General features: G+C 61.0%; 10 protein-coding genes. 2 read left to right on the top strand and 8 right to left on the bottom strand.

Features of this window, described 5'->3' with window-relative positions:
* Positions 1-2 precede the first annotated feature (2 nt).
* From trhO to JBE38_RS02205, 3 genes are all read right to left on the bottom strand, one after another.
* Positions 3-944, bottom strand: a complete 942-nt coding sequence (gene trhO / locus JBE38_RS02215; protein WP_090369661.1) for an oxygen-dependent tRNA uridine(34) hydroxylase TrhO — start codon at positions 942-944, stop codon at positions 3-5.
* Between the two features lie 118 nt (positions 945-1062).
* A complete protein-coding gene (locus tag JBE38_RS02210; RefSeq protein ID WP_205343459.1) occupies positions 1063-1359 on the bottom strand; it encodes a BolA family protein in 297 nt (98 codons plus the stop codon).
* Between the two features lie 6 nt (positions 1360-1365).
* The gene (locus JBE38_RS02205) at positions 1366-1884 is read right to left on the bottom strand and encodes a DUF2059 domain-containing protein (RefSeq protein WP_060755932.1); all 519 of its coding nucleotides are present in this window, start codon (positions 1882-1884) and stop codon (positions 1366-1368) included.
* A gap of 181 nt (positions 1885-2065) precedes the next feature.
* On the opposite strand from JBE38_RS02205, the gene JBE38_RS02200 reads away from it, so the two are divergent.
* Positions 2066-3448: a class II fumarate hydratase gene (locus JBE38_RS02200; protein WP_205343458.1), complete on the top strand. Its 1383-nt coding sequence runs from the start codon at positions 2066-2068 to the stop codon at positions 3446-3448.
* Here JBE38_RS02200 and JBE38_RS02195 read toward each other — a convergent pair.
* The 4 genes from JBE38_RS02195 to JBE38_RS02180 form a co-directional block, all read right to left on the bottom strand.
* A complete protein-coding gene (locus JBE38_RS02195; RefSeq protein WP_104994376.1) occupies positions 3445-4401 on the bottom strand; it encodes a DMT family transporter in 957 nt (318 codons plus the stop codon). The genes JBE38_RS02200 and JBE38_RS02195 overlap by 4 nt on opposite strands.
* Before the next feature lie 70 nt (positions 4402-4471).
* Positions 4472-5656: a thiolase family protein gene (locus JBE38_RS02190; RefSeq protein WP_205343457.1), complete on the bottom strand. Its 1185-nt coding sequence runs from the start codon at positions 5654-5656 to the stop codon at positions 4472-4474.
* A 467-nt stretch (positions 5657-6123) separates the two neighbouring features.
* A complete protein-coding gene (pap, locus tag JBE38_RS02185; protein WP_205343456.1) occupies positions 6124-7632 on the bottom strand; it encodes a polyphosphate:AMP phosphotransferase in 1509 nt (502 codons plus the stop codon).
* A 101-nt stretch (positions 7633-7733) separates the two neighbouring features.
* Positions 7734-12572 carry an NEL-type E3 ubiquitin ligase domain-containing protein gene (locus JBE38_RS02180; protein WP_205343455.1) on the bottom strand — a complete coding sequence of 1613 codons (4839 nt, stop codon included), beginning with the start codon at positions 12570-12572 and terminating at the stop codon, positions 7734-7736.
* A gap of 233 nt (positions 12573-12805) precedes the next feature.
* Between JBE38_RS02180 and mnmC the strand changes: the two genes are divergently transcribed.
* Positions 12806-14779, top strand: coding sequence for a bifunctional tRNA (5-methylaminomethyl-2-thiouridine)(34)-methyltransferase MnmD/FAD-dependent 5-carboxymethylaminomethyl-2-thiouridine(34) oxidoreductase MnmC (mnmC, locus tag JBE38_RS02175; protein ID WP_205343454.1), 1974 nt, complete (start codon positions 12806-12808; stop codon positions 14777-14779).
* Between the two features lie 7 nt (positions 14780-14786).
* Here mnmC and JBE38_RS02170 read toward each other — a convergent pair whose 3' ends face one another.
* On the bottom strand, positions 14787-19613 hold the full coding sequence (locus JBE38_RS02170) for an NEL-type E3 ubiquitin ligase domain-containing protein (protein WP_205343453.1): 4827 nt from the start codon (positions 19611-19613) through the stop codon (positions 14787-14789).
* Positions 19614-19887 lie beyond the last annotated feature (274 nt).

Below are 19887 nucleotides of genomic sequence, written 5' to 3'. Positions count from 1 at the left end.
GCTCAGGCCTCGGAAGGGGTTTGCTTGTAGTTGAAGCCAATCGGGTGCGGCATATTGCGGGCCTTGGCCAGTTCAATCTGCTTTTGCCGGTCGATCGCACTGCGACGGGTCTTCTCCGGCAGCTTATCCCAGCAATGCGGGCAACTGATGCCGGCCACATAGTGCTCGGACGCACGGTCTTCGACGCTTACCGGCGTGCGACAGGCATGACATTGATCGTAGTCGCCTTCGCTCAAGTCGTGGCGGACCGTCACGCGATTGTCGAATACAAAGCAGTCGCCCTGCCATTTGGTTTCTTCCTGGGGCACTTCTTCGAGGTACTTCAGGATGCCACCCTTGAGGTGGTAGACCTCATCGAAGCCTTCGCTGAGCATATAGCTCGACGCTTTCTCACACCGAATGCCGCCGGTGCAGAACATCGCGACCTTCTTGTGCTTGGCCGGGTCGAAGTTGGCTTTGATGTAGTCGGGAAATTCGCGAAAACTGGTGGTTTTCGGGTCGATCGCACCTTCGAAGGTGCCAATGGAGACTTCGTAGTCGTTACGGGTGTCGATCAACAGCACTTCCGGGTCGCTGATCAACGCGTTCCAGTCCTTGGGGTCCACATAGGTGCCGACTTTCTTGTTCGGATCGACGCCTTCGACGCCCAGGGTCACGATCTCTTTCTTGAGCTTGACCTTGGTGCGGTAGAACGGCTGCTCGTCGCAGTACGATTCCTTGTGGTCGATGTCGACCATGCGCGGATCGTTCTTCAGCCAGGCGATCAGGCCATCGATGCCTTCGCGGCTCCCGGAAACAGTGCCGTTGATGCCTTCCTCGGCGATCAGCAAGGTGCCTTTGATGCCGTTGTCGACCATTGCCTGCAGCAGGGGTTCGCGCAGGGCGACGTAATCTTCGAGGGTGACGAACTTGTACAGTGCCGCCACGACAATCGGTTGAGTCATGGGTGTTCTCTCCAGGTGGCTACCCTCGTAAAGGGTGAACCGGATGCAAAAAAAACGCGCCGGCTAAGCGGCGCGTTGCGGATTCTAACAAATGCCCGGTGTCAGAGACACCCGCTCATTAATCATGCCCGCCGGCGCAGGTCGGCGAGGCCGGGGCTGCGTCGATTTTCGCCCATTCGTCAGGCGTGTAGGTATGCAGCGCCAGCGCATGAAACTCGCTCATCAGATCACCCAGGGTGGCGTAGACCTTCTGGTGGCGCCTGACGCGGTTGAGCCCCTCGAACTGCGGGCTGACCAGCACGGCCTTGAAATGGGTCTGCAACCCGCGGCTGTGCATGTGGCTTTCATCCAGCACACTCAGATGGTCGGAGCCCAGGGCGGCAAGCGCCGTTTCGATACGCTGTTGCATGGTCATTCCTGCTTACTTCTTCTTGGCCGGTGCGGCGGCTTTCGGCATCAGCTCGTTGGTCATGTCTTCCAACAGCTTGTTCACGACCGGCACGGCGCTTTCCAGCTTGGCCTGGGTCATCTGGGCCGATTGCTGGGTCAGTTGCGGCATTTTTTCCAGGACTTTCTTGCCCAGTGGCGACTGGTAGAAAGCGACCAGGTCCTTGAGCTCGGATTCGCTGAAGTTGCTGGTATAGAGCTTGACCATGTCCGGCTTCAGCTTCGGCCAGCCGATGGCCTGGTCCAGGGCGGCATTGGCCTTGGCCTGGTAGCTGTCCAGTACGGACTGCTTGGCGGCAGGCGCCTTGGTCTGTTCGAAACGCTGGGCGAACATTTGCTGCACTTGCATGTACACCGGGGTACCCAGCTTGTCGGCGTGGGCCAGGGTAAGGAAGGCTTCGGCACTGGCGTTGTGGCTGGCGGTATCGGCAAGAACCTGGCCGCTGGCGCAAACCAGAGCAACCGCGGTACAGATGGCACGAAGACGAGTCATCGAGTTTCCTTTTCTAGCAGGCGAGGTAAGACCCCAAGGGCGCCCATTCTGCGCCTAAAAAACCTTATGGCTCAACCCCGCCCCTTGTCGGACGTGGATTTGCCGATGAAAAGTCTTTTAGGGAACCCGCCCGGCCGATCACAGCCTAAACTGCGCAAACGAACCTGAAGGAGTGTGCCCGATGAGCCGTATCGAAACCGACAGCCTGGGGGAAGTTCATGTCCCGGAGGACGCTTACTGGGGCGCGCAGACCCAACGTTCGCTGGTGAATTTCGCCATCGGTGAACAACGCATGCCACTTGCGGTGCTGCACGCCCTGGCCCTGATCAAGAAGGCCGCTGCACGGGTCAACGACCGCAACGGCGACCTGCCCGCCGATATCGCCCGCCTGATCGAACAGGCCGCCGACGAAGTGCTCGACGGGCAGCATGACGATCAATTCCCATTGGTGGTGTGGCAGACCGGCAGCGGCACCCAGAGCAATATGAACGCCAACGAAGTCATCGCCGGCCGTGCCAACGAGCTGGCGGGCAACAAGCGTGGCGGTAAAAGCCCGGTGCACCCCAACGACCACGTCAACCGCTCCCAGAGCTCCAACGACTGCTTCCCCACGGCCATGAGCATCGCCACCGTGCAGGCCGTACATCAACGGCTGCTGCCCGCCATCGCCAATCTTTCCGGCGGTTTGGCGGAGCAAGCGGCCAGGCACATGAAGCTGGTGAAAACCGGTCGCACCCACATGATGGACGCAACGCCGATCACCTTCGGCCAGGAACTCTCGGCCTTTATTGCCCAACTCGACTACGCCGAACGCGCGATCCGTGGCGCCCTGCCCGCCGTGTGCGAGCTGGCCCAGGGCGGCACCGCCGTCGGCACCGGGCTCAATGCGCCCCACGGTTTTGGCGAGGCGATTGCTTCCGAGCTGGCGGCGTTGTCAGGCTTGCCGTTCGTCACGGCCCCCAACAAGTTCGCCGCCCTCTCCGGCCATGAGCCTTTGGTGACCTTGCACGGCGCGCTGAAAACCCTGGCCGTGGCGCTGATGAAAATCGCCAACGACCTGCGCCTGCTGGGCTCCGGCCCCCGCGCCGGGCTGGCCGAAGTGAAGTTGCCGGCCAACGAGCCGGGCAGCTCGATCATGCCGGGCAAGGTCAACCCGACCCAGTGCGAGGCGCTGACCATGCTGGCCTGCCAGGTACTGGGCAATGACGTGACCATCGGCCTTGCCGCCAGCCAAGGGCATTTGCAGTTGAACGTCTACAAACCGGTGATCATCCACAACCTGCTGGAATCGATCCGCCTGCTGGCCGATGGCTGCAATAACTTCCAGGAGCACTGTGTCGCCGGTCTCGAGCCTGACGCTACGCAGATGGCCGAGCACCTGGAGCGCGGGCTGATGCTGGTCACGGCACTCAACCCGCACATCGGCTATGACAAGTCGGCAGAGATCGCCAAGAAGGCTTATGCCGAAGGCCTCACGCTACGGGCGGCGGCGCTGGAGCTGGGCTACCTTACCGATAAGGAGTTCGAGCAATGGGTCCGCCCTGAGGACATGCTCGGCAACTAGGAGGCCATGCGCAAGCGCCGGGCCTTGAGCCCGGCAAGCAACGACGGAGCCAACGCCACCGTCGCCGAGCCCAGCACCACCACCAACGCCCCGGCATAGCCCAGGGCGTTGATCTCTTCGGCCTGCACAGCGTCCGGCCACCACCACGCGGCCAGGGCCACCGCGACAAATGTCACCAGGGGCGTGAGCGCCAGGGTCGCACTGACCCTGGACGCTTCCCAATGGGCCAACGCCTCGGCGAAAGCGCCATATGCCACCAGGGTGTTCATGCAGCAGGCCAGCAACAGCCAGCCTTGCAACGGGCTCAGGTCCAGCGCTTCCAGTGGATGCGCCCAGGGTGTAAGCAGCAAGGCACAGAACAGGTAGATCACCATCATCACCTGCAGCGAATTCCACACCGTCAGCAGTTGTTTCTGGCCCAGGGCGTAGAACACCCAGATGGTGGTGGCCAGCAGGATGGTCAGCACCCCGGCGGTGTAGGCCCCAAGAGACGTCAGCAGTTCGTCCAGGCGCTGGTTGAAGAACAGGCCAAAGCCAATGATCAGCACCACCAGGCCCAGCCCCTGCCCCAGGCTGAAGCGCTCCTTGAACACAAACACGCTGGCGACCATCAGAAAGATCGGCCCCATCTGCACCACCAGTTGGGCGGTACCAGGGCTGAGCATCTTCAGGCCAACCAGATACAGCACGTAGTTGCCCACCAGGCCGCACGCCGCCATGACCACCAGCCAGCCGCCCCTGGGGCCGAGCACCTGGCGGCTGGGCAAGCGTTTGGTGAGGGCGAGGTAGACGAACAGACAACCGCCGGCCACCGTCAGGCGAAACCAGGTGACGGTGATCGGGTCCATGACCTGCAACACTTGCTTGAGTTTGATGGGCAGAATGCCCCACAGCAGCGCGGTCAGCAGGGTCAGGAGAAAACCATAGACCCAGCGGCCGGAAGAGATGTGCATGAGTGCCCCAGAAGCCAGAGGGAGTGGAGCCGCATTCTAGGGGCACCCGATGCACTTTGTGTAGCGAAGATCAGCGCACCGCTTCGAACAACCCGGTCGCGCCCATGCCGCCGCCCACGCACATGGTCACGATGCCATAACGCAGATTGCGTCGTTGCAACTCACGCACCAGGTGCCCCACCTGCCGCGAACCGGTCATGCCGAAGGGGTGCCCGATGGCGATCGAACCGCCGTTGACGTTGTACCTGGCATTGTCGATTTCCAGGCGATTACGCGCATACAGGCACTGCGAGGCAAACGCCTCGTTGAGTTCCCACAGGTCGATATCCGCCACCTGCAAGCCCTTGACCTTGAGCAGCTTGGGCACCGAGAACACCGGGCCAATGCCCATCTCGTCCGGCTCACAGCCCGCCACCGTGAACCCACGGAAAAACGCCTTGGGCTTGAGCCCCAGCGCCAGGGCTTTTTCCAGGCTCATCACCAAGGTCATCGAGGCGCCGTCGGACAACTGCGACGAGTTGCCCGCCGTGACCGATCCATCCTCGGCAAATACCGGTTTCAAGCCTTGCAGGCTGGCCAGCGTGGTGTCCGGACGATTGCAATCATCACGGTCAACCACCCCCTCGAGCACCTGCACTTCACCCGTGTGCTTGTCCTCAACCTTGTACTTCACGACCATCGGCACGATTTCATCACTGAACAGACCCTCAGCCTGGGCCTGGGCCGTGCGCTGCTGGCTCTGCAGGGCATACAGGTCCTGCTCTTCACGGCTGACGTGATAACGGCGCGCGACGATCTCGGCGGTCTGGCCCATGGGAAAATACAGACCCGGCACCTGCTCCTTGAGCAACGGGTTGATCAGGTGATCGGTGTTGACGCTTTTCATGGTCAGGCTGATGGACTCGACGCCACCGGCAATAATGATATCGCTGCAACCCGAAGCGATCTGGTTGGCCGCAATGGCAATCGCCTGCAAACCCGACGAACAGAACCGGTTGAGGGTCATGCCTGCCGTCCCGGTGCCCAACTGCGAGAGCACCGCCACGTTACGCCCGATGTTGTAGCCCTGGGCGCCTTCGTTGGAGCCGGCGCCGACAATGCAATCCTCCACACTCGCCGGATCGATGCCATTGCGTGCGAGCAGCGCGTTGACGCAATGGGCCGCCATGTCATCGGGGCGGGTCTGGTTGAACTTGCCGCGAAAGGATTTGGCCAGGCCGGTTCGCACACTGTCGACGATCACTACTTCACGCATGGGCTACCTCGATCTTGTCATTATTGGGAGAGCCTTCGAGGATAGATCCAGGCCCTCCCAACCGCGACGATCATTCACCCCGCGTATGCAAAACCATGATGGTGTAGTGAGCGGGCTTGCCCCGCGCTGGGTGGCGCAGCCGCCCCAAAACCAGACACCGCGGTCTTTCTGAAACATCACAGTTACAGGGTTTAGGGCGGCTACGCCACCCAGCGCGGGGCAAGCCCGCTCACTACCGAGTTTGGTCGCGGCGGGGCAAGCCCTAATGCCAGTCAGTTAAGCGATAAAGCGGGCGATGAATAAGATGAATAAATTGTGGGAGGGGGCTTGCTCCCGATAGGCCGCGCAGCGGCCTCAAAAATGGGCCTGCTACGCAGTCCATCGGGAGCAAGTCGAATCGTCGCACCGCCCCTCCCACAGTGACCGCGTTAATCCTTAACTGACTGGCATTAGGGCAAGCCCGCTCACTACCGTTTCTTGTCGTGCTTGTCGGATTTGGCGAACGCTTCTTCCAGCGCCCGGTTGATCGTGCGCAGCACCTTGACCCGCGCCCAGCGCTTGTCATTGGCCTCCACCAGGGTCCAGGGCGAAACTTCGGTGCTGGTGCGGTCGACCATATCGCCCACGGCGGCGCGGTAGTCGTCCCACTTGTCGCGGTTGCGCCAATCGTCTTCGGTGATCTTGAAACGTTTGAAAGGGATATCTTCACGGGCCTGGAAGCGCTCCAACTGCGTCTCCTTGTCGATGGCCAGCCAGAACTTGACCACAATCACGCCCGCGTCGCGCAGTTGCTCTTCGAAGTCGTTGATCTCGCCGTAGGCACGCATCCAGTCGGCCGGCGAACAGAAACCCTCGACGCGCTCCACCAGTACGCGGCCATACCAGGAACGGTCGAACACGGTGAACATGCCGCGTGCCGGTATTTTCTGCCAGAACCGCCACAGGTAAGGCTGGGCGCGCTCGTCCTCACTGGGCGCGGCAATCGGCACGATATGGTATTGGCGTGGGTCGAGCGCCGCCGCCACACGACGGATCGCCCCGCCCTTGCCCGCCGCATCATTGCCTTCAAACACGGTGACCAACGCGTGCTTGCGCATGCGCTTGTCGCGCATCAGGCCGGAGAAACGCGCCTGTTCGGTAATCAGCTGTTCTTCGTAATCTTCTTTTTCCAGACGCTGGGTCAGATCGAGGGCGTCCAGCACGCTCTTCTTGTCCACCGAAGCGATCAAGGGCGCCGGGTTCATGCCGCTGGATTTACCCTTGGCCAGCTTCAAGGCGTTTTGCAACCCTTCGAGCAGCAGCTTGCCCACCGTGAGGCTGCGATAATGGGCATCGACCCCTTCGATCACATGCCACGGCGCGTAGTCGCGACTGGTTCGGCGCAGGATACGTTCACCGAAATGCACGAACTTGTCGTAGGTCTTGGATTGCTGCCAGTCCAGCGGGCTGATGCGCCAGCTGTGCAATGGGTCATCCGCCAGCGCCTTGAGGCGAGCCTTCATCTGCTTCTTGGACAGGTGAAACCAGAACTTGAAGATCAGTGCCCCTTCATCACAGAGCATCTTTTCCAGGCGCTCGGCACCGGCAATGGCCTGATCGAGACGGGCGTCCTTGATCTCGCCGTGCACCCGGCCTTGCAGCATCTGGCTGTACCAATTGCCGAAGAACACCCCCATGCGCCCCTTGGCAGGCAACTGGCGCCAGTAGCGCCAGGCCGGAGGCCGGGCCAATTCTTCATCGGTCTGCTGGTCGAAGGTGCGCACCTCGATCAGGCGCGGGTCCATCCACTCATTGAGCAGCTTGACCGTCTCGCCCTTGCCGGCACCTTCGATGCCGTTGATCAGAATGATCACCGGAAAACGCTTCTGCTGCTGCAGTTCATACTGCACTTCCAACAGCGCTTCGCGCAGCGCCGGCACTTCGGCGTCGTAAGTGTCTTTGTCGATGGCGTGACCGATTTCGGCGGATTCGAACATGGGGCAGCTCCGTTTCAAGATGGCTCAAGACTAGCGGATTGGGCTGCACGGCAGGAAAGGAATTCCAACGAACTTGTCGTGAGTCAATGACCCGAGGCGGGCTAAACCTCGGGAACAATGCACATGTGCAGATCCTGATGTCTCATGACTTGCAGAGTCAGGCGTTCAATTACGTCGCCTACCGCCCTGCGACGAGGGGAACGCAAGGCTTCCATTTGCATAAGGTATTCGCCGTCGGTGAGTTTCTGGCGACTCTCGAAGAGAGTCTGCTGTTGAACATCAAACGGGGCGGTGGCCTTTGCGAATTCACCGGGAAATTGTTGTTCCAGATGGGCTATCCAGAAAGACTGCTGTGAAATGAAACGTAAAAAGGCCGGAGACAACTCTGCATTGAGCACCTGCTCATGCGCCCGATCCAGACCTTCGCGGGTCAAATCCGCCAACGAAGCATACTGCATATGCTTGGGCTGCCCTGGCAGTTGCAGGACCTGGGCCAACCCCACACGGTAAGCCAAGCTGACCTCCAACGGGTCCGGCGAAGCATGTTCGGCGGCATAGGTCGCGGCAATTTTTTCCAACTCGCTGAGGCGAAACAGACCGCGCCCCAGGGTCAACAACGCAGCGGCACTACCTTTGGTCTGACTCGCCTGAAGGGTTGCACGCTCGACTGCGGTCAGGACTTCCAACTGGCTGAACAGCTCTGCGGCCCCATCCGAACAGTTCGCCGGGTGAGCGGTCAGTTGAAAGACCTGCTCGCGCAGCTCGACACTGTCATGGGTCGATTGCAAGACGTCCCAGACACGCCGGTTCAAATCCTCTCGGACATAACGGCTGTCGGCGCTCCCGAACAATTGGGCCAGCAACATGAACAGAGGTGCCGACTCCGGGTCATCGCGCAAATTGGCCCAAACGCTGCGTTTAATCTCATCGCGGGCGGCCACTTCGTCCGGCAACCATATTTCCCTGGCCCTCAATTCGGTGGCGCGTGAGTGATCATCATCCGTATAACCCATGCCGGTCCCCACTTCGGTGCGGTAACGAACCAGTGCAGTCACCGTCGTACTGGACAAGGGGTTACCTCCCACGTTGATCGCCTGACTGAAATGGCGTGTTGCAGTGAACAACCAATCGGGCAGCAGCGTAATCCAGTTGTCGCGCAGGTCCACTTGATCCAGGTAGGCCAAGCGTGCGAGCCCGATGGGTAGATCGGTAATCTTTGAGTCCTGCAATAACAGCGTATGCAAGTTGGACATCTGACTGACATCCACTTGACCGCCCACTGGATTGTGGCTCATGTCCAATAGCCGCAACGTGTTCAAGTCGGCCAGTTTACGGCGGGTGTACTCGGTCAGCGCCAGCCGGTTGTGGGACAACGACAAACTCTCGAGATCGGGCATTCGAGAGAGATATTCGGGTAACCGGGTCAGTAGGTTACGGTTCAGATCCAGACGCCGCACCCCCTTGAAACACTTCAGGAAGTAGGCAACGTCATCGCCCAGTCGCATATTTTTGAGTGATAACTGCCGGACATGGTCGAACCGGATCTCGGCAGGCAGGTTCGGTAAAGAACCTACGCGCATCCCGTCCAGGGTCAGACCGGCAACCGACATCTGCCGCTCATCGAGCAAAAAGGTCTGGCGCCGCCAGCACGCTTCAATACGCTCGGCCACTTGCAGGCGACCGTGGCGGATATCGCTGAGACCCGGCTGCTTATCCAGGCTCCCGATGTTGGTCGCCCATTGCTTGAGCACTGCCCGCAGACGGTCAAGGTCACCCTCCATGCGGCTGACGGCCTTGGCCCGGGAAAGCTCATCGGCACCCGCGTCCATCAGGAGCGCCAACGCTTGTGCATCATTGAACAGGGGGTAAACCTTCTTCACCTTCGCGACCAGTGCCGCAGAGGCCCCCGCTCTGACCGGTGAGTCCGCCATCTGGCAGGGAGGGTCCCTCTCCAACGGCGCGTGAGCGTCCTTGGAAAAGGCTCCGGCCGCCAGCTCCCGCTCACTCTGAGCCTGGACAGCGACCCTGCGCCGCAGCCGCCAACCACTGGCGGGTTCGAGCGTCGCCAGCCCCAGGGACATACGTCGCCTATCGGCCAGCGTGTGCTCTATCGCCTCGAACAGCCCATCCGGCCCCGACTGAACGTCTCCCACACTCACGCCGTTGCCATCGAACGGCTCAAAACCGGCTGCCGACCTGACCACCACTCGACGTACGTCAGCCCCCTCGGTCGCTCCAAGGGCCAACAGATCACCCTGTGGGGAATCCTGACGCAACTCCAGTCTCAGCGTGTTATCCCACCCCTCAACGCGCGGGAGCATCCGAACCCCAATGCATTGCGTGTCGAGACCTGCCAGTTCCGGCAGCTCGAAACCTGCAAGGGCTCGATCCAGCCTTTGTTCCTCGAGTACGCGTCGCGCCGCCTGCGCCAGTCCCATAGGCACACGCTGATGATCACGCAGGAATTCGCGCTCCACAGAGGACGCCTCGGCCAATAACTCGCGCATCACCCGATACGGCAATTGCGGATAGCTCTTCCTGAGCAACGCCAATTCGGGCGGAACCGGCCCGTCATAGCTCCGGTACAACTGCTCGAACAGCGGCTTGCGATCGGCCTTCAGGTACGCGAGTAATTGACGCACCAATACAGCGCTCTCCTGACTGGCGGCAATGCCCTGTCCCAACAGGCCGAGCTTTTGTTCCTTATCCAACCCAGACAACAACACATCAAACACTTTCCCCTGGCTCCTCGCCTGCTCGGTGATGGGCAAGCGCCGTCTGAGATCCTCAACAGCCGAGTTGGAGGGGTAACGCGCCTTGACACTGCCCTGGGCGTCCAGCACTTCGAAATAGCGCCCCGCAGGCCACCCTGGCAACAAGGGCAAGGCGTGCATCTGCAAGGTGGCGCTTTCAGCGTTGAGGTAATCACCGCGCTCCAGCAACCAGATCAGATCGCGGATGGACTGATCCAGCCTGAAACGCTCATACAAATCACGGAACCTTGCGGGAAAGGGCAGGCATTCCTGAGCCAGGTGGTAACCCCAGCGGTGAGGTTTGTCCATGATGTCCCTGACCAACCGTAACTTGCGCGACTCCAGAACGGGGTGGCGACTCGCCGGCTCCAGACGAGAAAAGAGATAGTCCTGATCCTCCCAGTCGTCAGGCTTTTCAAATGAGAAACGCCAGGCGCCCTCGCCGTTGTGCAGCATTGCCGGACGGTAGCCCGTCTGCCGCAACGCATGGCGGGCGCGCCACTGGCCCAGCGTTGAATCGAACGAAACCTGGTGGACGAAGCCATTGACCTTGACGTACGAATGGCCGCCAACCTGGTAAATGCCTCGCGCGTCCGCGAGCACGTTGTCGATAAGCCGTTGATCATGGCTGTAGGGCCTGATGTCAGGACGCCACAGCCGCGGAATACCGTCGCTTGAACGAACGGCTTCCAGCGTCTGAAAGTAACGGTCAATGCTCTGCCGGGCCCGCTTGAATACCGTGGCAACGGCCTTGATTCCCACCGCGAACAAGACCATCGAGGTGATATTTTCCGCCACGGCGCCCAACTGCTTGAGCGCCTCGTCCTTGTCACCACGACGCCAGTCCTCGATACCGTCATACACCTCTGCGAGGATCTGCCCCACCGCCACACTGGTCATCAGTAACCCCAACGCGGGCACGACAAGACCGGCGAGGTTCAGCAGTGTCAGCCCTGCATTCAGATACTCCAGCGAACGTTGCTTGCGAGCCTCCTCATCCACATCTTCCACGGGTACCGCCAGTGTCCGCGCGTCGATTTGCAACTTGCCTACATAAGCGCCGAAAAAGTGGTCCGCCAGGCTGACGGTGATGGGCTTTGCCTGCAAAACACCCAGCGTACGATGCTGCTCAAACCGCTGGAAAAAGCCGAGTCGGTCGACCTCTCCCAAGTAGCGGGTAAAGAAGGTGCGGTAAGCGGAAACCTCCAGCTTCAAATCCAGGTAAAGCTTGAAGTCATTGAGCGAGGGATACTCAAAAAACGGCCGCCCCGGCTCATTGGGCATGTAGACCACGCAAGGTTCCTGCGGGTCATCCGCGATCGGACGCCCCGACAACACAACAATGCTCCACAGACAGCAGTCAAGTGCGCTCAGGCCCTGCCAGATAACCGGCCGCCCCTGAAACAACAGCTCTTTGCTTTGGGCGCGGGTCAAGTTTGCGTCCAGCAGCTTACACACCATCGCATAAGTATCCTGGGTGATATCGCCACGCATGCACGCGATGTGAGCATCGATTTTTACATCCAGCGTTTTCATCCGCCTCATATCGATGGCTACGCGACCGCTGTTTGGCTCACCTTCAGTCCCGCCCGTGCCCAGCTGGAACACTTCAGCAATGTGGTGCTGATACAACCGGCCAAGGTCCAGGGCTCTGCAGCCTTTGGCAAACTCGTGTGGCGTGACCGCGATCAAGGCACTCGAGCCAGATTCCGATTGCAGCAATGACCCGGAAGCAAAACGCTCAGCGCGCTCTTCATCCTCGGAAAAATTCTGCATCGCCACATGCAACAGACTCTGGCTCTGCACTTTGCTGGTCCGCACATAATTGAGCGGCGCGTGTTCTTTCTGGTACTCGTAAGTGACACGGACGAACAGGTCCTTCACCGGGTCCACCGTGACCTGCCATCGCGTCAGGCAGTACGCCTTCAACCGCTCGATGCAAAACTGGTCCAACGCCTGCAGTGGCTTCATGTGCCCAGCAACCGCTGCCTTGGCATCTTCAACGCGCGACGCGTCCCCTTCCAGTGCCTCCAGCAAACCGCGCGGGGCATTGATCATCCAGCCCGGGAGACGCTTTTGCAGCACATAGGCCTTGTCCAGATCGCCAGTCATTTCCAACAACGCAGCTTGCAAGTGTCGCTGCGTAAATTGAGTGCATAGTTTGGTCAAATCATCGGGTGCCTGCATTTGCAATGTTCCTTATTGCGCGTTAATCAAGCAGCCACGATACCCCCGCATAAGGCTTTGAATTAGCGCTGAAAATTGATTGATCAAGGTACTGTTTCGACGGTTTTTCCCATGCAAGATCTAGCCGGTTACCGCCATTTTTCAGGCGCCGGCAACCGCAGATCAATCGCCTGCCCCGTGATCGGCTAGAATGGCCGCCTTGCCTTTGCCTGCTGTTTTTTTATGAGCTGCCCATGACTCCCATCACCCACGCCCAGCTCGACTGGGATGACCAAGGCCGCCCGCACTCGCGGGTGTTCGACGATGTGTACTTCTCCGATCAGTCGGGCCTTGAAGAAACCCGTTATGTCTTCCTTGAACAAAACCGTTTGCAGGAGCGCTTTGCCGCCTTGCCGGTAGGCGAGCATCTGGTGATTGGTGAAACCGGGTTTGGCACCGGCTTGAATTTCCTGTGCGCCTGGCAACTGTTCGAGCAGCACGCGGTAGCCGGTGCACGGCTGCATTTCGTCAGCGTGGAAAAATACCCCCTCAGCCACGCCGACCTGCGACGTGCCCTCGCCCTCTGGCCCGAACTGCAACCGTTCGCCGAACAACTGCTGGCGCAGTACATCGCCATCCACCCGGGTTTTCAGCGCCTGGTGCTGGATAATGGCCGCGTGACCCTGACGCTGTTGATCGGTGATGTACTGGAACAATTGCCGCAACTGGACGCGCAGATCGATGCGTGGTTCCTCGACGGTTTCGCCCCGGCGAAAAACCCAGAGATGTGGACCGCCGAGTTGTTTGCCGAACTGGCACGCCTGGCCGCGCCGGGCTCGACCATCAGCACCTTCACCAGCACCGGCTGGGTGCGCCGTCTGATCAATGCCGCCGGGTTCAAGATGAAGCGCACGCCGGGTATCGGCCACAAGTGGGAGATCCTGCGCGGGGAATTTCTCGGTTGGCCGAGCGATGCCCCCCCACCACCGGCAACCAAGCCCTGGTTCGCGCGACCGGCGCGTTCTCAAGGCGAACGTAAAGCCCTGGTGATCGGTGGCGGCCTGGCCGGTTGCGCCACCGCCGCCAGCCTGGCTGCACGCGGTTGGCAGGTGCACCTGCTGGAGCGCCATGAGGCACTCGCCCAGGAGGCTTCCGGCAATCCGCAAGGCGTGCTTTACCTCAAGCTTTCAGCCCACGGCACTGCCTTGTCCCAGATGATCGTCGCCGGGTTCGGGTACACCCGTCGTTTGCTGGAACATCTGCAGCGTGGGGTGGACTGGGATGACTGCGGTGTGTTGCAACTGGCCTTCGATGCCAAGGAGGGTCAGCGCCAGGCGCAACTGGCCAATGCGTTTGCCCCGCAGTTGCTGCACCCGCTGAACCGGGAACAGGCGCAAGCCAAGGCGGGAGTGGCACTGGCACACGGCGGGCTGTTTTACCCCGAAGGCGGTTGGGTACACCCGCCCGCCCTGTGTGACTGGCAAGCGCGTCAACCCGGCATCAGCGTGCAGCCCCTTCACGAGGCGCTCGAACTGCGCAAGGTCGATGGTCAATGGCAGGCCTGGGGCGGTGAACAGCTGCTGGCCAGTGCACCGGTGGTGGTATTGGCCGGTGCGGCCGAAGTCCAACGCTTCGCCGACCTGCCGCTCAAGCGCATCCGCGGGCAAATCACCCGTTTGCCGCAAACTGTCGAGAGCGCCGCACTCAAGACGGTGGTGTGCGCCGAAGGCTATGTGGCCCCGCCGCGCCTGGGCGAACACACCTTGGGCGCCAGCTTCGACTTCAAGAACGATGACCTCACGCCCACGGCCGCCGATCACGCCGGCAACCTGGCGCTGCTCCAGGACATCAGCACAGACCTCGCCCAACGCCTGCGTGCCGAAGCCTTCGACCCTGCCCATCTGCAGGGTCGCGCAGCCTTTCGCTGCACCAGCCCGGACTACCTGCCCATCGTCGGCCCGCTGGTTGATCGCGCGGCGTTTGACCGGGCCTACGGCATATTGCGTAAAGACGCCCGCCAGGTTCCGGATGCGCCCTGCCCCTGGCTCGACGGCTTGTACGTCAACAGCGGCCACGGCTCTCGCGGCCTGATCACCGCGCCACTGTCCGCCGAACTGCTGGCGGCCTGGATCAATGACGAGCCACTGCCGGTTGCCGCCAGTATCGCCGAAGCCTGCCATCCGAACCGCTTTGCCGTGCGCGCGTTGATTCGCGCAAAAGCAGGCTGAGCGCCCCTCAGGGCAAGGGGCAGATCCCCAGGTCATCGATGCGCAAGGCATCCTCGCTCAGGCGCCGGAGCTCGGCCGCCTGGGCCTGCTCCTGCTCATGCAGGATCACGTTCATCTGGTCGCGATAATCGATGTCACTCAGCGTCAGGCTCAAGTCGAACACCTCGTTCACACGCCGGTTGTACGGCTCATTCAAACGCTCGAAACGGCTGCCGAAGACGCGCTTCAGATAGTCTGTCCAGAACGGTAGCTCGACCAGATAATTCAACAGGCGCGACGACATTTCAGCCGTCTTGACTTGCTGCTCGGCGCTGTCCAGCGCACTGGGCGTCACCCCACCCAGGCGCGCAAAGCGCATATGCAGGGGTTGCCCCGGCAGGTGGAAGCGGTCGACCAGCCCAGTGCGGTAAGCGAGGCTGACTTCCAGCGGATCGACCGCAGGGTTGCTGTCACTGTGGCGGCGCGCGATACCTTCCAACTGGTCCAGTCGAAACAATCCCCTGGCCAGTTTCAGCAACGGTTTGGCCGTCAGTACCCGGCCTTCGATCAAGCGCGTGGCGTCGCTGATCTCCGTGAGCACTTCCAGTGTGCTGAAATTGTTGGCCGCCGCATCATCGCAACGCAGCGGTGTGGCGGCGCGCTGGAACACCCCCTCGCGCAAATCCTCGTCGTCGGCGGCGGCCATCAGCACGCGCCACACTCGTCGATCGAGGTCTTCATGCACACAGCGCGCATCCGCCGTGCCGCCCAGTTCGGCAAGCAAGTTGAACAGGCCGTCGGAGCCCGGCTCATCCGCGAGGCCTCGCCACACCCGGTTCTTTTCAGCGTAATGGCTCACGCCTTCATCGCCTAACCACAGCTCCCGGGCACGCTGTTCGCTCAAGCGCGCAAGGTCATCCTCAAGGAAACCCATGCCGGTGCCGTGGTTGAGCCGATAATTCTTCAGCGCCAGTCGGCTGGAGAATGACAGCGGGTTGAGCCGCAGGTTGAATGCCTCGGTAAACCGTCGGGGCATGGTGAACAACCAGTCCGGCAATACCTTGATTTCGTTCTGGCGCAAGTCGACATGCTCCAGCCACGGCAACCGCCGGCAACCCTCGGGAAAGTCGGTGAGCTTGCAATTGCGCAGCAGCAGTTCGCGAAGGTCGAGCATCTTCCCCACTTGCGGCACGTCAATCAGCGGGTTTTCGCTCAGGTTCAGCGAGTGCAGGTTGCGCAGGCCGGCCAGCTTGCGAAGGGTGTGTTCAGTCAACTGCAACTGATTGTTGGCCATGTTCAACCGCACCAACTGCGGCATTTGCCCGAGTACTTCGGGCAGCCGCGTGATGTGATTCTGTGTCAGGTCGAGGGTGTGCACCGCCTTGAAGTGCTTGAGAAAATACGCAACGTCATCGCCCAGGCGCATATTTCTCAACGACAAACGCTGAACATGCTCGAATTGAATGGACGACGGCAACGTCGGCAAGCCTCCCAACAGCATGCCGTCGAGTTCAAGGGTCGGCACACGCAAGCCGTGCTCGTCGCGCGCCAGGCTCATCCGCCGCCAGCACCGCTCGATCAGGTTCATGGCCTGGAGCCGGCTCAGGCGCTGATCCCAGGGCGCAATCGCTTCGCTGTTACTCGGTGCCCGCTGATTGCTCCAGGTTTTCAGCGCACCGTGCAGTGAAGCGAACTCACCTTCAAGCGCCTCCACCCTCATGGCCCGGGACACGTGGTCGTGGCCGGCACCCTCGATCAATCGTGAAATTTCCACGTCGCTCAAAAGCGGATACAACTTTTTAAGCTTACGCACCAACGCCGTCGGATGCGCGGCGGGCGTCCTCAGTTGCGCTTGAATACAGGACGTCGGCGCGGCTTCAGGCATGCCCCGCTCTGGCCACAGGTAGCCCTTCACGCGATGTCGTTCGCCCTGGGACTTGAAACGCAGTTGGCTGCGCAGTTGACTGCCGGTGCGCGCGCCGGCCAGGCGCAAGGCCGTGCGCTGGGTATCCAACAGGCAATCGACGATTGCCTGATACAAACCGTCCGGGCCGGTGATGTGCGCGCCGAGATTATGGCCTTGCTCGTCAAACACCTGAAAACCCTCGGCGGACTCGACGATCGTACGGCGCACTGCCGCTCCGGCAGGCCCGACCTGCTCAAGGAGGCGTCCGGTCAAATGCCCTTCGCGCACTTGGAACGAAAAATCCCGCGGCCAACCCGGCAAACGCTCAAGCGTGCCCAGCGCAATACGTCGCGTCCCCGCGTTGGCCAATTGCGGCCAAACCAGGCCCATCAGTGCCTGGTCCTCGTGCAATTTATTCAGAGCCTGTCGGGCTTTGCGCGCCAGGCGCAACGGAACGCGGCCGCTCTCATGCAAGACCCGGCGATCAGTCGTGCGGGCCTGGGAGGCCAGTTCCCTGGCCACTCGACGTGGCAACTGGGGATATAGCGCGATCAAAGGCTCCAGTTCCCCCTGAGCAACGCCTTCGTAATCCTGATAAAGACGACGATGCAACTGCGCATGCTGTGTGTTGACGGTCGCCAGCAGCTGCTTTCGAAGCACCTCGGGCGCCTGTTCCCGCGCAACGGTTTGCCCAAGCAGCTGTGTACGTTCTTCACTGCTGAGCGCTTGCAGCAGCACGTCCATCACCTGACCCTCCTTGAGCTGTTGCTCGGTGACAGGAACAGGCAGGCCCTCATCGTCGAAGGGTTCCCGGAACGCCAGGCTTTCGAGCACATTGCCCGGCTCGTCGCGCACCTCAAAAAAGCGCCCCTTGGGCCACCCCGGCATCAACGGCAAGGCGAGCATTTGCACACGCGCGGTGGCAGCATCGGCGCGCGCGCCCTGCTCAAGCGTATAGGTCAGCGCGCCGATTTTATGATGCAGGCGCCAGCGCGCCACGGCGTTCTGAACTCGCTCCGGCAAGGGTTCGTGCTCCAGGGCCAGGTGTTGCATGTCGGCCAGTGCCAGTTCGGTGATGGCCGCGAGGCTGTTCAACGGGTCCTCGGGCACTGCGCTCAACGCGGGATCGATCCGCCTCAGGTTATAAGAGGGCGAATACCAGTCCTGCGGACGCTCGAATGCGTGCTGCCAGCCACCCTGCCGGTTATGCTCCAGGGGCGGGCGCCAGGCCTCAGGTCGTCGCGGGTGCAGGGCGCGCCACTTGCCCATGACCGGATCGAAGCTGATCGCGTACAGGGCGCCATCGATGTTCGCATAGGCGCTCCCGTTGGCCTGGTAGATGCCTCTGGAGTCGACGTCCCATCCGCGCTGGAACATTTCCGGCGGCTGGCTGTACGGCGCCAGCCGCGGGCGCCACAGCCTCGGGCTCTGATCCTGCAAGGCGATGGGCTCGACTTTTTCAAAGAACCGCGAAGACCGAGTGAGCTGGCGTTTGAGGCTGCCAACGACTTTCCCGCCTGCGGCGAACAGCATCATGCCCACAATGTTTTCCGCCACGTTGAACAGGTGGTGGAGCGCCTCGTCCTTCTCGCCGTGAGCCCAGTCCTCGACGCCTTCAAACACCTCGCCGAGCAGTTGGCCGACAGCCACGCCCATCATCAGTTGGCCCAGTACCGGGACGACAAAACCCGCTACGTTGAGCGCGTTCAGCCCGATATCCAGATAGGTTTGCAGACGTTGCTGCCAGGCCTCTTCATCCACTTCGGCCTTGGGCACCGCCAATACCAGGGCATCGAGCTGGATCTTGCCGATACAGGCCTGAACCAGGAAATCCGACAACCGTACCTGTATCGGGATCACTCGTAACGGGCCGACCTTGCGCGCCGTATCGTAGCGCTGGAAAAACTCCAGGCGCTCAGATTCATCCAGATAAGCCCCGAACGTTTTGCGGTAAGACTGCGCTTGCAACATCAGGCTCAGATAAAGCGTGAAGTCCTCCAGGTGCGCGTATTCGTACCAGGGGCGCAGCGGCTCGTTGGGCATGTAGACCACAAAATGCCTGGTCGGCAATTGGCCGGGGGGCTCCCGGCTGAACAGCATGACGCCCCACAGGCAGACGCTGTCGATATTCAGGCCTTGCCAGATCCACGGCTCATTGGCCGGAATCGAACTTTGCGATTCATCCGCCGGCTGGTCAGCCTTGATCAGGTTGAGCAACCCGTCGTAGGTCGGCTCGCCGAGGTAACCCTTGGCATAGGCGATATGCAGGTCCATTTGCAGGTCGAGGCTTTTGGATTCGCCAAGATCAAAGATTGTCCGATTGAAACCCTGCCCATCGGCGCCCGGCCCCCGCAGGTTGAATACGCTGCGCACGTGAGCCTGGTAGGCCGCCCCCAGATCCAGCTCACGGCAGTAGCCGACAAACTCGGTAACCGTCATGCCGGCGATGGCCTGCCCGGTAGCCGCGCTGCGCAGCAGCGCCGAAGCGGACAAGCCACCAGGTTCGGCCTGGCTCTCGGAAAAGTTTTTCATCGCCGCCTGCACCAGGCAGAGGGTCTCGACCGTCACGGTCTCTTGCAGGGCGCCTCCCAGGTCCGCGCCGACGCCCGACAAGCTGCGTTTTGACAGCTCCAGCGTGTCACGCTCCACTTCCACGCCCGCTACGCCCTTGCCCAGTAAAAAAGTGCTTAATCGCTCAATGCAAAACCTGTCCAGCGACTGCAGGCGCCCGAGCCGTTGCTGAGCACGCAGGCGCGTCTCCTGGCTGTCACGGTGGGTTTGTTCGATCGCTCGCAGAGTAGTGGACTTGGCCTCCAGCAGCCAATGCGGCAGCGTGGCCTGCAGCGCCCGGGCCTTGCCCAGGTCGCCGGTCATCTCCAGCAGGGCAGCCTCCATCTCGGCTTGGGTCACAGGCTTTGCGGCATTGAGCAACTCGCGTCTCGGCACCATCGACAACGTCTTCCTTTGCGTTGAATAACGATGGATACGATAAGCGCGAAATACAGGAAAACAGATTCGAATACCCCTGCATTGTCCTGTGCGATCAATGCAGATTTTCTATGCAAACTTGCGTTATTTGACGCCAATTCGCTGCACACCGCGCCCGACAAGGACCGGGCAAAAACCGATCGCGGCCATTTGCCTTATAACTTATCGGTCTAAAACTCCCACAAATGCCTCGGGTCAGTTTCAGGGTATGCGCCCTTTCGGCGCTGTGAGTTTT

The sequence above is a fragment of the Pseudomonas sp. ICBG1301 genome (assembly GCF_016918385.1).
GTDB lineage: Bacteria > Pseudomonadota > Gammaproteobacteria > Pseudomonadales > Pseudomonadaceae > Aquipseudomonas > Aquipseudomonas palleroniana.
This window is presented reverse-complemented; position numbering and strand designations above follow the sequence as displayed.

Excerpts from the sequence above, each read along its gene's own strand:
- pap (WP_205343456.1), bottom strand. The coding sequence starts at position 7,632 with ATGTTCGAATCCGCCGAAATCGGTCACGCCATCGACAAAGACACTTAC.
- JBE38_RS02210 (WP_205343459.1), bottom strand. The coding sequence starts at position 1,359 with ATGACCATGCAACAGCGTATCGAAACGGCGCTTGCCGCCCTGGGCTCC.
- mnmC (WP_205343454.1), top strand. The coding sequence starts at position 12,806 with ATGACTCCCATCACCCACGCCCAGCTCGACTGGGATGACCAAGGCCGC.
- JBE38_RS02200 (WP_205343458.1), top strand. The coding sequence starts at position 2,066 with ATGAGCCGTATCGAAACCGACAGCCTGGGGGAAGTTCATGTCCCGGAG.
- JBE38_RS02205 (WP_060755932.1), bottom strand. The coding sequence starts at position 1,884 with ATGACTCGTCTTCGTGCCATCTGTACCGCGGTTGCTCTGGTTTGCGCC.
- JBE38_RS02190 (WP_205343457.1), bottom strand. The coding sequence starts at position 5,656 with ATGCGTGAAGTAGTGATCGTCGACAGTGTGCGAACCGGCCTGGCCAAA.
- JBE38_RS02195 (WP_104994376.1), bottom strand. The coding sequence starts at position 4,401 with ATGCACATCTCTTCCGGCCGCTGGGTCTATGGTTTTCTCCTGACCCTG.
- trhO (WP_090369661.1), bottom strand. The coding sequence starts at position 944 with ATGACTCAACCGATTGTCGTGGCGGCACTGTACAAGTTCGTCACCCTC.
- JBE38_RS02180 (WP_205343455.1), bottom strand. The coding sequence starts at position 12,572 with ATGCAGGCACCCGATGATTTGACCAAACTATGCACTCAATTTACGCAG.
- JBE38_RS02170 (WP_205343453.1), bottom strand. The coding sequence starts at position 19,613 with ATGGTGCCGAGACGCGAGTTGCTCAATGCCGCAAAGCCTGTGACCCAA.